Annotated in this window: 14 protein-coding genes; 3 read left to right on the top strand and 11 right to left on the bottom strand. The window is 36.1% G+C overall.

Annotated elements, in window-relative coordinates; translation table 11 throughout:
* Nucleotides 1–289: 289 nt before the first annotated feature.
* From EM808_RS18940 to vanR, 10 genes are all read right to left on the bottom strand, one after another.
* A complete protein-coding gene (locus EM808_RS18940) occupies nucleotides 290–559 on the bottom strand; it encodes a hypothetical protein (RefSeq protein ID WP_127739767.1) in 270 nt (89 codons plus the stop codon).
* Nucleotides 560–832: 273 nt separating this feature from the next.
* Nucleotides 833–1,273: a hypothetical protein gene (locus EM808_RS18935; RefSeq protein WP_127739766.1), complete on the bottom strand. Its 441-nt coding sequence runs from the start codon at nucleotides 1,271–1,273 to the stop codon at nucleotides 833–835.
* A gap of 358 nt (nucleotides 1,274–1,631) precedes the next feature.
* Nucleotides 1,632–2,360: an amino acid ABC transporter ATP-binding protein gene (locus EM808_RS18930; protein ID WP_164849712.1), complete on the bottom strand. Its 729-nt coding sequence runs from the start codon at nucleotides 2,358–2,360 to the stop codon at nucleotides 1,632–1,634.
* 26 nt (nucleotides 2,361–2,386) lie between these two features.
* Complete coding sequence (locus EM808_RS18925; RefSeq protein ID WP_127739764.1) at nucleotides 2,387–3,052, bottom strand: amino acid ABC transporter permease; 666 nt, start codon at nucleotides 3,050–3,052, stop codon at nucleotides 2,387–2,389.
* A 28-nt stretch (nucleotides 3,053–3,080) separates the two neighbouring features.
* On the bottom strand, nucleotides 3,081–3,863 hold the full coding sequence (locus EM808_RS18920) for a transporter substrate-binding domain-containing protein (RefSeq protein WP_127739778.1): 783 nt from the start codon (nucleotides 3,861–3,863) through the stop codon (nucleotides 3,081–3,083).
* Nucleotides 3,864–4,207: 344 nt separating this feature from the next.
* Nucleotides 4,208–5,140 (bottom strand): metallophosphoesterase, encoded by a 933-nt coding sequence (locus EM808_RS18915; RefSeq protein WP_127739763.1) that lies wholly within the window; start codon nucleotides 5,138–5,140, stop codon nucleotides 4,208–4,210.
* A gap of 12 nt (nucleotides 5,141–5,152) precedes the next feature.
* The gene (locus EM808_RS18910) at nucleotides 5,153–7,072 is read right to left on the bottom strand and encodes an FtsX-like permease family protein (RefSeq protein WP_127739762.1); all 1,920 of its coding nucleotides are present in this window, start codon (nucleotides 7,070–7,072) and stop codon (nucleotides 5,153–5,155) included.
* A complete protein-coding gene (locus EM808_RS18905) occupies nucleotides 7,069–7,827 on the bottom strand; it encodes an ABC transporter ATP-binding protein (protein ID WP_127739777.1) in 759 nt (252 codons plus the stop codon). Before EM808_RS18905 ends, EM808_RS18910 begins: the two co-directional genes overlap by 4 nt.
* 127 nt (nucleotides 7,828–7,954) lie before the next feature.
* On the bottom strand, nucleotides 7,955–9,037 hold the full coding sequence (locus tag EM808_RS18900) for a sensor histidine kinase (RefSeq protein ID WP_412973751.1): 1,083 nt from the start codon (nucleotides 9,035–9,037) through the stop codon (nucleotides 7,955–7,957).
* Nucleotides 9,030–9,725, bottom strand: a complete 696-nt coding sequence (gene vanR, locus EM808_RS18895) for a VanR-ABDEGLN family response regulator transcription factor (RefSeq protein WP_127739761.1) — start codon at nucleotides 9,723–9,725, stop codon at nucleotides 9,030–9,032. Before vanR ends, EM808_RS18900 begins: the two co-directional genes overlap by 8 nt.
* A 1,025-nt stretch (nucleotides 9,726–10,750) precedes the next feature.
* On the opposite strand from vanR, the gene EM808_RS18890 reads away from it, so the two are divergent.
* The 3 genes from EM808_RS18890 to EM808_RS18880 all read left to right on the top strand — a co-directional run bounded on the left by EM808_RS18890 (nucleotide 10,751) and on the right by EM808_RS18880 (nucleotide 13,016).
* Nucleotides 10,751–11,524 carry an amino acid ABC transporter substrate-binding protein gene (locus tag EM808_RS18890; protein WP_127739760.1) on the top strand — a complete coding sequence of 258 codons (774 nt, stop codon included), beginning with the start codon at nucleotides 10,751–10,753 and terminating at the stop codon, nucleotides 11,522–11,524.
* A gap of 69 nt (nucleotides 11,525–11,593) precedes the next feature.
* Nucleotides 11,594–12,253, top strand: coding sequence for an amino acid ABC transporter permease (locus tag EM808_RS18885; RefSeq protein WP_127739759.1), 660 nt, complete (start codon nucleotides 11,594–11,596; stop codon nucleotides 12,251–12,253).
* 16 nt (nucleotides 12,254–12,269) lie between these two features.
* The gene (locus EM808_RS18880; RefSeq protein WP_127739758.1) at nucleotides 12,270–13,016 is read left to right on the top strand and encodes an amino acid ABC transporter ATP-binding protein; all 747 of its coding nucleotides are present in this window, start codon (nucleotides 12,270–12,272) and stop codon (nucleotides 13,014–13,016) included.
* 49 nt (nucleotides 13,017–13,065) lie between these two features.
* Here EM808_RS18880 and EM808_RS18875 read toward each other — a convergent pair whose 3' ends face one another.
* Entirely contained in the window at nucleotides 13,066–13,356 is a 291-nt protein-coding gene (locus EM808_RS18875; protein ID WP_127739757.1) for a hypothetical protein, read from the bottom strand.
* Between the last annotated feature and the right edge of the window lie 80 nt (nucleotides 13,357–13,436).

The following is a 13,436-nucleotide window of genomic DNA, read 5'->3' as shown; positions in this document are numbered from 1 at the left end:
TGTGAAAATCTTTTTACTCATTATTTTCTCCGTCTCCATGTTTCTCTAGTTGTGTTACATAATTATACAAAAAAATACCCTATAGGTAGACTTTTTTTAAGTGTCTACTCTATAGGGTACATTTTATAAATGAAAATCTTTGTTTTTCATATTTGGTTCTAATTGGTTCATTTATTAAAGCATACAGTTTAAATATACAATGGTTTTAATAATCTAATATTAGCTTTCTATTATTCTTTATATAAAAATGAGTATTTTGGTGGTTTTCACAAGACATCAATTAATACTTTCAAGATAATTCTCTCATTAGCTTTTCAGTCTTATGCATTTCCCCTAATAGTGTATTTAGATAGCCATTGTAGCTATCCATATATCCACGCACGCCACCTGAAATATTTATTCCTTTTATATCTTCATCATTTTCTAAAATTTCTAATGCATTCTTATATCTTGAATAAGTAAGCTGTAAAACACCACTTTTTATATCTTTAGCATACTCTTCCTCTAACTTATTTATCAGCACTATTATTTGGTCAATCAGCTGCTTTTTCTTACCCATTTATATTCTCCTCTCTACCTATATTCAAAATTTTCATTTTGGTACTTCTATAACCGCTCTATATTGCCTGACCATTTTTAGCTCCAAGCAACATCAAACATTATATAAAAAGAAAGGCTCTTAAAATACTAGAGCCTTTCTTATTTCTATTACATTGATATGATTTCTAAATTACTTAAGTGGCCCATTGTAATCCACTGATACAATCACTATAGTATATTTATCTTTTGTATATTATTATCATTTTTTATGTAGCGTATCACTTATTTTATGCTATTCAGTAAAATAATTTAACCTGATTCCTGTATCCCCACCTCTTGAATCATAATATGATATAACATGTCCCCAAGTATAATTATATTCAATACCTGCTGGGTTTCTTTCATCAGGTTGGCCTAATTGATTTATTAACCATTCGTCATGACTTTGCTTTTTTAACTCTACATTATCATCAGACCAATTTTCATAGGAGTTTTTTAATTTTGGATCAGCATTTTTTAACTCAATAGATGAAATAGAATTCTTTTTAAATACTATCCCAACCCTGAATGCTAGTCCGTCTATAATTTGTGGGTTTTTAAAATTATATCTCTCTATTTCTCCGTTAGCATAACTATTTACTTCAGATGAAAATATATTTTTAAAATTATCACTTTTCATTCCCTTAAAAATCTCATTATTATTGATTAATACTTTTCCGTCTTTTAACCTCATTTTTTCCTCCAACGATTTATAATAGATTCAAGCTTCGTAATCAACCCTTTTTTTACTAATTCTTTAAAATCGGGTATGATTCCCCATTTCAAAATGGAGGATATTCCATAACGATACAGTTGTATCTTCAGTTAATTCATAAGCCATCTTTTTACTTCTATATTCAGTTTCCTCCAGCAAACTTCCTACTACTCAAATAACATCTGCACCTTGCCTACCAATCTACCAAAAAGTTGATTTAACAGACAGGTAGACGTGATATTTTCTATTTATAATATAATCAAAATATACACTAATTAAATAGGACACCCACAACAAAAATACAAGGTCCTGCCTATACAGACAGGACCTCCTATTCCTATTTCAGCATCGTAGCCTTCAAAAACTCCCGAGTCCTCTCCTCTTTTGGATGATTAAAGAATTCCTCAGCTGTTCCATGTTCAACAATTTTTCCATCATGCATATACACAATCTTATCTGCTACTTCTTTGGCAAATCCCATTTCATGTGTTACTACGACCATTGTCATTCCTTCTTCGGCTAGGTCTTTCATGGTTGTGAGAACCTCTCCAACAAGCTCGGGATCGAGGGCGGAGGTTGGTTCATCAAAGAGCATTATGTCTGGATCCATTGCGAGTGCTCTGGCAATCGCCACCCGTTGCTTTTGTCCTCCTGATAGTTTGCTAGGGTAAACATCTGCCTTGTCCTCTAAATCTACTTTATTGAGTAATTGTTTTGCTTTGAGGATGGCCTGCTTTTTATCAACACCTTTTACCATGACAGGTGCTTCGATAATATTTTCAAGTACAGTTTTATGTGGGAATAGGTTGAAATTTTGAAACACCATGCCTACCTTTTCCCTTATCTTATTGAGGTTATCTGTATTTGGATTGACCTCTTTTCCTTCTATTATTATACTGCCGTTATCCTTCTTCTCTAAAAAGTTCAAACAGCGCAGGAGTGTACTTTTTCCTGAACCGCTCGAGCCTATTAAGCAAACCACATCGCTTTCAAGGACTGTCATATCGATATTTTTCAAGACATGTAAGTCTCCAAATGATTTATTCAATTGAGTTATTCTAATCATTTCCTTCTTGTCCAATGTCTTCACTCCTATCTGTCACTTGCTGCTAGCTTTGATTCGATTCTGTTGACTATAAATGTCATTAGCGCTACTAGAATTAAATAGTAAACTGCGACAATGAGTAAATAGGTCATTTCGTCAAAATTATTGGACCCTAGTGTTGTCGCGACATTGAACAGCTCATTCATGGAGATGAATGCCGCTAATGAAGAATCCTTTAAGCTTATAATAAATTGATTGCCTAAAGGCGGCAGTGCTCGGCGGAATGCCTGTGGCAGAATAATCCTTCTTAATGTCAGTGTTTTTGTCATTCCTAATGAGCGTCCTGCTTCCAGCTGACCCTTGTCAACACCTTGGATTGCTCCCCTTAAAATTTCGGAAATATAGGCTCCGTTATGTAATGCTAGGGCAATAGAAGCGGCCCAAAAATCTGGCAGCAGGAATATGCCGCTAATTCCGAAGTAAAGAATAAATATTTGAACAATCAGCGGTGTACCACGAACTAAATAGACATATGCATCTGAAATAACTTCTAATACTTTTATTTTAGAGATTTTTAATAAAGCAAAGACTAGTCCAATGACGATTCCCAGTAAAATAGAAACAGCCGTCAGCTCTAATGTTAAAAGCATTGCTTTAATAAATACACCCTTTGTTTCCGTTAGTATGCTAAAAAAATGCGAAAAACTTGGCAAGGTTATACTTCCTTTCTATCATGTTGATTTATTCTGGTTTTTTGGTAATGTCCTCACCAAAATATTTAAGACTAATCTTCGTTAATGTTCCATCTTTGCGGAGTTCGTCCAAAGCTTCGTTTATTTTCTTCAATAGCTTTGGATTATCCTGTGGCAGCACAATCGCTTGTTCACTGCGACTAATTAACTCCTGTGCTTTAATCTTAAATCCTTCCTTTGCAGCACTTTTCCCTGTAACAAAATCGGTGATTACCGCATCATGACGGCCGCTGCTTAATGCTTGTAATGCCGTAATATCACTGTCATATGTTTTTACTTTGTCCGTATACTTTGAAGCTGTATCGGCATATGTCGAGCCTTTTGCGACAGCCACTTCCTTGCCCTCTAAATCCTTGACAGTTTTAATTTTACTATCTGGTCTCGTAAATATTTGAGGACCAGAATAATAGTATGGGGTAGAGAAAGACACATATTTGCTGCGCTGCGGATTTATCGTATGACTAGCAACAGCTGCATCTGCACGGCCTGTTTTTACTCCTTCTACAATCCCTTTGAATTTGATTCGCTTTTGGACCGGCTCAAGCCCCATTTCTTTTGCAAGCGCTTCGCCAACCTCAATATCAAAGCCAGACATGGTGAGATCATCATTAATATAACTAAATGGCTTAAACTCTCCAGAAGCAGCAAAAACAAATTGATTTTTATGTATCAGTTCAGATCCGTCGGCAAGCTTCTCCTTCTCCGTACAAGCAGATAAAAAGCAAACCACGATTAAACTGTAAAACAATATTAATTTTTTATTCCATAACATGTTGGCTATCAACCCTTTTCCCTCTCATTTATTTCTTAATAACTAGCTAAATCACTTGCTTATGGAAATATATACCCCAATTATTTTCGATAAAACAAAAAGTGTCAGGCACCTTAATGGCATCCTGACACTTTTTGTATATTATATTGGAATCTCCACACTAAACTGGACTATATTGAAAAGGTCTGTCTCTCGCATTCTAGCATTAAGTATCCTAGAGTTTCATTAAATTTGAGTTTTAAATAGTTCTAGAGAAGTAACATGCTCTCCCATTCAGAATTAATTTATGTAGATTGCTTTCCACCGTCAATAATTGCATAAATAAATTCTTAAAAGCGATTATATTACTTCGTCTTCAAAGTGATTAACCCTATGCTTGGTGTGTTAAATACGCGAAATTTCATAAATAATGGTCCACTTACACCTAATCCGTTATTTACATATTGAGTATGGTTTTCGATAGTATGGACACCTGTTACGTTCACTTTACCTGGAAATAGGCCAAAATTAGGGGCATACAGCGGACCAAGAATCGGCAGTCTAAATTGGCCTCCAAGTGTATGTCCATTAAGACTAACATCCCAATGTCTCCATTCCTCTCCTGTATCATTTAATGTTGTTGTCCGATAATCATGAAGATCTGGATTTTCGCTGTCAATTTCAGTTGGGCGGTGGGATATTTCGATTGTAAATGGGTCTTGCTGCTCCTTGTATTGAGCTTCAAACTCTTCCTTTTCCTGAATTAATTGACTTGAAATTTCACTTCCGCCTACTTCATTCATGCCTACATAAGGGTTTGTTTTTAACCAAATTGATTCTTTGCCCTTCTTAATCTCCATCCCTGGATATAATGGCTTAACATTATATTTTGTAAATAAATCATAAAAACGATCGCCTTTTTTCAATGCTGCAGTACTGTTATCTGCATCCTTATCACCTAAAATATAATACATTTCTTTATTTTTCGGCATTCCCTTTAATAGATTTTCGATAGGCTGTAAATCCTCTTGCTCTTCAGATATGTAGTCTCCTGTAAAAACTACTACATCATACTGCTGTTTTTTGATTAAGTTTACTAATCTCTTTTGGTTGCTACCGAATTCTTTTCCTTGTAAATCGGAAATCTGCAGGATCTTATAGTTATCAAATGCTGCTGGTAAACGATTATGTGTGAGTGTCACTTTATCAACTGTTACATGTGAATTGCTCCAAATTGTCCCGAGAATAAATATAATAAGTGCACCTATAGCGATCCAAACAAGTTTTATCCTTTTCATTTACATTCTCCTTTAATACTTCACGATTTTTTTATAATTTTTTTCTGTAAATATATAAGTCACACCGTAAATAACAGTGAAAATGATGGCTGCAAAAATCCCACTGCCTGCCACTACAAGCCAATTATCCATCGCAGCGATTCCAATGATTTTTGTTACGAGTGGCAAGCCTGCTCCTAAATGCACAAGTGCGACTGTGAGTGGAGCAAAAAACATGATCAGCGTTTGTTTTTTTATTGTTTGGAGAATTTCTTTATCACTCATTCCAACTTTTTTCATAATGGCAAACCGATTCCGATCATCAAAGCCTTCAGAAATCTGCTTATAAAAAATCATAAGAGCTGTTTCCACAAATAAAACGACACTAATAAAAATCCCTAAAAACAGCAGCCCGCCAAAACGCACTAATAAAGATTCCTTGTAAATCGACTTAGCTTCAACATCCACATTGCCAATTGCTTGCGCTTTTGTTGCAATTGCATGGGAAAAATCATGGACCGCATCCGTATCACCCTGCACATTAAAGTCTTGATACATGGTTAAGGAGTTTTCTAAATCTACTTTTTGAGCAAATTCACCAGTTAATGGAGCGATGACATACATCCAATTTGCATCAGTATTATCTGCAAGGGAGGTATCAATTGGCAGCTCATCTACCGTAGCTTTCACTTGGAATGATTTATTGTCTAAGCTGATGCTTTGTAATGTTGCACTTTCTTTATCCTTTAGAAGCATTACTTCATCTGAAGCTAACGATATATTTTCGTTTGTTAGTTTATTAAAGTCCTCTAATGGCAGTATAAGGAAGAAGTCATCCTTTCCATCTCCAGTTAAATCTGCGGCAAATTGTCCACCTTGGTAGGAGGCTGCTTTTGTAATTTCAACATCGTAACGGGCTTTAGTTTTGTCAATAAATGCTTGCAGCTGTTGCTGCTCGGAGACGTTTTCTGCTGGATTTGTAATAGACACATCAAACTGAAAGCTATTGTTAAGCATCGTATTAACACCTAAATATAAGGAAATTGTTGTGGTCAATACAATCAAGGTTGCTGTACTTAATACAGCAATATTGGATAAACCTACGGCATTTTGCTTCATGCGGTAAAGCATTGTTGAAATGAGCGTAAAATTACTTTTGTTATAATAAATGCCATCCTGTTTGCGCAGTATTTTAAGGAGAACAATACTTACGGCTATAAAAAGTAAGTATGTTGCAGCAACAACAAACACTATCGCTGTAATAATTTCAGCTAAATCTAATTTGGGATCTTTCACAGAAAAAGATAATAGATAGCCGGCTATTAACAGGATGCTGCCAAACATCGCTAGAAAAAGCTTCGCCTTCGGTTCCCGCTCCCCAATTTGTGCACCCTTCATAAGTTCAATCACACGAACAGAGTCAATCTGTTTTAAGTTAAAGACATGGATAATCATAAAGACTATCATGAATGTAACCACCGTTTTAATAATTGCTGATAGTGAAATGATGCTAACGGTTAACGGTACCTTCATCATGGCAGACATCATTATGCCAACAACCTGATTGAATACTAGACCAATTGCAATACCGACAAGCATGGAGAAGAATGCCAACAACGAGCTCTCTAGTATTAATAATTTTCTAATATGCTTTTTCTCCAAGCCTAACAAATTGTAAAGACCAATTTCCTTCTTGCGTTTTTTAAAAATAAAGCTGTTGGCATAGATTAAAAAGAACAGAGATAATACTGTAAACAATATGCTGCCAAACTTCATCACATCGATTGTAAAGTTCCCACCTGAAATGGTTTTAAGAGCATGATCATTCACCAAGCTGTTAATCGTATAAAACAGTGCTATAACAACAACACAAGTAAAAAGGTATGGGAGAAACATTAAGCTATTATTTTTGATATTTGTTACTGCTAGCTTTACATACAGTTTTTTATTCATACAGTGCTCCTTTTCGCAACCGCTGCTGACTGCATCTCAAAAATCTGTTGAGTAATATCCTCATCCATATTGGTTTTATGAATCTCGCTGTTGATTTTTCCATCTTTTATAAACAGCACACGGCCTGCTTTACTCGCTGCATGCACACTATGCGTGACCATAATAATGGTCTGGCCGGCTCTGTGAAGCTTTGCAAATAAATCTAACAGCTCCTGTGCTGAACGTGAATCGAGTGCGCCAGTCGGTTCATCTGCTAATATTAAGCTTGGTGCTGTGATTAAAGCCCTCGCAACAGCGGCTCGCTGCTGCTGGCCACCTGATACTTCGTACGGATATTTCTCTAAAATATGCTCAATTCCCAATATGCCGGCTAACCCCTTAAGCTTTGCATTCATCTCTTTTAAGGACACATCAGCAAGTACTAGCGGCAAAAAGATATTATCCTTTAAACTGATTTGATCTAATAAATTAAAATCCTGAAACACAAATCCTAAATGCTTGCGCCGAAATGCAGCCAATTGATCATTTTCGATATTTTGGTAGTTCACGCCCTCAAGCTTCACTTCCCCTTCTGTCACATCATCTAAAGAAGCTAAAATATTTAAAAGTGTTGATTTCCCTGAGCCTGATTCTCCCATAATCGCAATATATTCCCCTTTATTTACGGTGAAGCTTATATCAACCAATGCCTCGACACTTGCACCTCTGCGAGATTGGTATACCTTTTTGACATTTTGAACCTTTAATATTTCCATCATTATCCCTCCAAAATAAAAAAACCTTTACTCTCAGTACATTAATCATACTGAAAACAAAGGTTTTCTTTATTTGGGTTATATAACAATTTCCTGCTTTTTTTCTGCGTAAAATCTTACGAAAATATTACGATAATGGCAGACGCACTGTAAAACTAATATTTTGCCCAGCTGATTCTGCTGAAATTGTGCCGTGATGCTGTTCCATAATTTGCTTCGCAATAGCAAGCCCTATTCCAGCTCCGCCATTTCGAGTCGACCTTGATTCGTCTAACCGATAAAATTGCTCAAAAATACGGTCCAGCTTTTCACGCTCAATTGGATAGCCTTTATTACTGAATTGAATCACTGCATTATCTTCCTCCTGCTTAACGGAAATAACAATTTCACTGTTTTCAAAGCTATAATGCACGGCATTGCTAACTAGATTGTCAAACACTCTTTGAATTTTCTCCGCATCACAAACAATCTCCATATTATTACTGCCTTCAAGCCGATAGGTTAAGTTCTTAGCTGTAAGTACAGGCTGAAATTCAAACAGCAGCTGCTCGAGCATTAAGGATACCTTCACTTTGCTATAATTTAACGGTATCGTTGATAAATTAAAACGGGTTATCTCAAAAAACTCATTAATTAAATCATCTAGGCGTTCTGCATTAGTCATCGTAACATGGATGAACCTTTGATACATCTCATCTGAAATATTCTTTTCATCCCTCAGCAGTGTCAAATAACCAATTATAGAGGAGATTGGTGTTTTTAAGTCATGTGCAAGATAAACAATTAAATCATTTTTCCGCTGCTCAGCTTCCTTTGCCACACGCTCTTTTTCCTTCAACTCGAAACGCATTCTTTCCAAGCCTGCTTCCGCATCCTTCAATAAAGGCGGAAGCTGTACATCTTGTTTATCCTCGAGTGTGATTGTTTCTAAATTCGCTGACAAGACACCCAAATACTTTATCAGCTGTCTGCGCTGAATCAATAAAATGATAAAAACACAAGCAGCAAATAAACTTGGTGCTAGTACTAATAAGCGGTTACTTAACCAGTTAATCGCAGCTCCCAATGAACCATCTACCCCTTGTGCATCGTTTAAATTAACTAGAATGAAAGACAAAAGAAAAATAATAACAAAACAAGAAAGGGTCATGATAATAAAGCGTACTGCTAAGTAATTGGAAATTTTCGCAACGTTTGTTTTCTTATTCAATTTTATATCCCACTCCCCAAACTGTTTTAACATATTTTGGCTTTTTTACAGGTTCCTTCAGCTTCTCACGCAGCCTGGCAATATGAGCCATAACCGTATTGTTATTTTCTATAAACTTCTCTCCCCAAACCTTCTCAAAAAGCTCCTCAGAAGAGATAACCTTCCCCTGATTTTCGGATAAGCACCATAAAATAGAAAACTCAATTGGAGTTAACTCGATAGGCTCACCAAATAAGGAACAGCTATGTGTAGCTTTATTAATTTTCAAGCCTCTAATATCATATTCATCCACTTCTTTAACACTAACTGCCTTTTCATTATATCGCTTATATCTCCGCAATTGAGTTTTGACTCTTGCCACGACCTCAAGTGGGTTAAAGGGCTTCGTCATATAATCATCTGCGCCGATTGTCAGTCCAGTTATTTTATCAATATCCTCGATTTTGGCTGTTAACATAATAATCGGATAAAAATAGTGCTCGCGGATTTTTTTACATAGCTCAAACCCGTTTATTCCTGGCACCATTACATCCAATATCGCTAAATCATATTCCATTTTCTTGATACTTTCTAATGCATCCTGTCCATTATTATAAGTGTCAACAACATAGCCTTGATCACTCAAGTAAATTTCCAATAAGTTAGAAATATCCTCTTCATCTTCAACAAGCAATATTTTTTGATTCACTACAATTTCCCCTTTAATACAGTTTTTACAGTTTCTATTTTTTGTATAGTTAAAGTTTTATTCCCTTTTTATTAGTATACATTAACTTGCGTTATACCAAGAAGGAAAACTCGGTAGACTTTTTCTTCATTTAGAATTAGGTTTTTAGTAGTGAGGCTGGGATTGTTGAGGGATTGAATAATTATCACAAGTAAAGAGGCTGGGACAAAACAAAAGATAACCTTTCTAAACACGAATAATAAAATTACATCTAATTTTTAAAAAATGAAGCTTGTGACTATATAGAATATGGTTTCAAAATAAGTTCGTTCCATTGCGCGCTCGTCTTCGCCTGCGGGGTCTAAGCCTTTCCTCTATTTCCCGCAGGAGTCGAGTGGCCTCCGCTCCATTCCACTAAGATTTCTAATTATTGTATTAAAACGAACAAAAAAAAACGAACCATTTAATCAATATTTGATTAAGTAGTTCGTTCTTTACGCTGGTTCACATACACATACTTATTTCCCAGCCTCTAAAATCTATTTATTAAACGATGGTTATTAACGCTTTTTCGAAGAATCTTTTATATTTCTAATAATCTGTACTATATACCCACCTTATTACCACCTGTTTTATTTTTCCATAACTAACATCAATATTACTACTATTATTTTATATATTAGGCTGAAATGACTATGACAATAGAGAAAAAAATAAATTTAGTAGAAGCTAAAATTAATCCCATACCCTTTTCTTTGACTCTAAATATGTAAAATTAGCTCCATCATATTTCTCCCCTTAAATCAATCAATAAACGATAAAAGAACAATGGGTACCATCCTGCGACAATAACTTAATCGAAGAGAAATCCGGTTAATTACAACTAGGTTACCAATAAAAATAGTAATTTCACACTTAAATTCTTTACCACACTAAAAACATAATTGAAATTATCAAATAATAGTGTTACAATACTGTAGTCTTCTAACATATTAGCAGACTAAAGCAAATTGTAATTATACTTAATTAAAGGTGGTCTATATAATATGAAACGTTTATTAACTATGATTCTATTAGTGGCTGCGGTTTTCTCGATCGTTGCTGGTTGTTCTAAGTCATCTTCAAAAGAGGACGATACATTGGTAATTGGGATTGATGATAAGTTTGCTCCGATGGGATTCCGTGATGAAAATAATGAGATTGTTGGCTTTGACATTGATTATGCGAAGGCTGCTGCTGAGAAAATGGACATGAAGGTTGAATTTCAACCGATTGACTGGGAAACAAAAGAGTCTGAGCTAAGCAGCGGACGTATTGACCTTATTTGGAATGGTTACACGATCACAGATGAGCGTAAGAAAAAGGTTCTTTTCACAAAGCCTTATTTGAAAAATGCACAGGTTGTAGTTACTCTTGCTGATTCAAAGGTTACTAAACTAGCTGATTTAGAAGGAAAAGTGGTTGGTCTTCAATCATTATCTTCTGCAGCAGATGCACTTGATGCTGATCCAATTAAATCTAAAATTAAAACAGTAACAGAGTTCTCCGATAATGTGTCTGCATTAAATGACTTAAAAAATGGCCGTTTAGATGCTGTAGTTATTGATGAAATTGTTATTGATTACTATATGACGAAAGAGGAAGGTTCATTTAAGATTCTTGATGAGTCTCTTGCTCCAGAGGAATATGGTGTAGGTGTGAAAAAAGGAAATGAAGAGCTGCTTGAAAAGCTGCAAAAAGCGCTTGATGAGATGAATGAGGACGGCACTGCTGCTGAAATCTCTGATAAGTGGTTCGGCGACGATATCGTAATAAAATAATAACCAATTTTAAGATGATGCAGGATTTCCATTAGGGGAATCCTGTATTGTGTTCGGAGGTAACCCTTTATGTCTTTTGATTATATTAAATCCATCACGATGCCTCTCCTTGAAGGGGCACAGATGACCGTTCTATTGTTTATCATTGCCATCGTGGTTTCGATACCACTTGGTTTTCTATTAACACTTGCTGTAAGAAGCAGCTTCAAGCCACTTTCTTGGTTTGCTCAAGGCTATATTTACATCCTTCGCGGCACACCGCTGTTGCTGCAGCTTCTGTTTATCTGTTTTGGTTTACCGATGCTTCCTGTAGTTGGTGAATATTTGGTATTAGATAGATTTGTTGCTGCTTGTTTAGGATTTATCTTAAACTATGCTGCTTATTTCGCGGAAATTTTCCGAGGCGGACTTATTGCTATTGATAAGGGCCAATACGAAGCATCACAGGTTCTGGGCTTGAACAAATTCCAAACGTTGCGCAAAATCGTTCTTCCGCAAATGTTCCGCATCGCTCTTCCGGCTGTGGCGAATGAATCTGTTACACTTGTTAAGGATACTGCACTGCTTTATGCAGTTGCTGTACCAGAATTACTGCATTTTGCTCAAGCTGCTGTCAATCGCGACTTTTCTATTGCTCCGTTTGTAGTTGCAGGTGTTATCTATTTAATTATGACACTAGTACTTACGATTATCTTTAAATGGCTCGAACGCCGATTCAAATTTGAATAAGAAGGAGTTGGTGAACATGGCTATTATTGAAATCTCCAACCTAAAAAAATCATATGGTAATCTCGACGTATTAAAGCAGATTACATTTAATGTTAATAAAAATGAAGTAGTCGCAGTAATTGGTCCGTCTGGATCTGGAAAAAGCACGATGCTGCGCAGTCTTGTTAATCTCGAACAAATCGACAACGGCAATATATGTGTTAGCGGTAATTATTTAGTGAAAGATGGGGCTTATGTAAAGCCGCAAGAGATTAAACAAATCACTAGCAAAATGGGGATGGTTTTCCAGCATTTCAACCTCTTCCCTCATTTAACTGTGAGAGAGAATTTAGAGCTTGCTCCAAAAACGGTGAAAAAGGAAGATTCCAAAGAAATTCATCGCAGAAGCAGTGAGCTTCTGGAGAAAATCGGATTAACTGCTTGGGCTGATTCATTCCCGGCCAAACTTTCAGGCGGTCAAAAACAACGGGTTGCCATTGCAAGAGCTCTTATGATGAACCCGGAAATTATGTTATTCGATGAGCCAACCTCTGCCCTTGATCCAGAATTGACTGGCGAGGTATTACAGGTGATGAAGGACCTTGCTCAAGAAAACATGACAATGATTGTGGTAACACATGAAATGGGCTTTGCAAGAGAGGTTGCAGACAGAGTCGTGTTCATGGACAACGGAGAGATTGTGGAGTCTGGCACTCCTGCCGAGTTGTTTACAAACCCAAAGTTTGAACGAACTAAAGCGTTCTTAAACCGCAGTTTGAAATAATAGCAAAAGAAGAAACCTCCCAAAAAGGAGGTTTCTTCTTTTTTTATACCTATTTATTATTTTTAACCCATTCGATGATTTCATCTATATTATCTTCCAGATCAATTGCGACTGTACCATCTTCCGGTATTTGACTAAGGCCGTTTTCCAGTTCATTTATCTTTGTGCTTAATTCCGCTAAGCTTGAATCTGCACCCTTCTTTTTCGCCTTTTCCATCAGTTCGATGAATTGCGCGTCTTCCTCAAGCTCACCAACAAGACTCCATAATTCATGAAGCACTGTTTCTAATTGCACTGCTGATTGCTGTACCTTTTGTAGTGTTGCGATTGTTTTTTCCATATGTAATCCTTCCTTGTTTAAGACTAGTAAGTATATATAGAATATCTCTTTCTATCAGTTATTACAAATAATTCTCGATT

Source organism: Niallia taxi (assembly GCF_004005475.1).
Classification (GTDB): domain Bacteria; phylum Bacillota; class Bacilli; order Bacillales; family Cytobacillaceae; genus Niallia; species Niallia taxi.
This window is presented reverse-complemented; position numbering and strand designations above follow the sequence as displayed.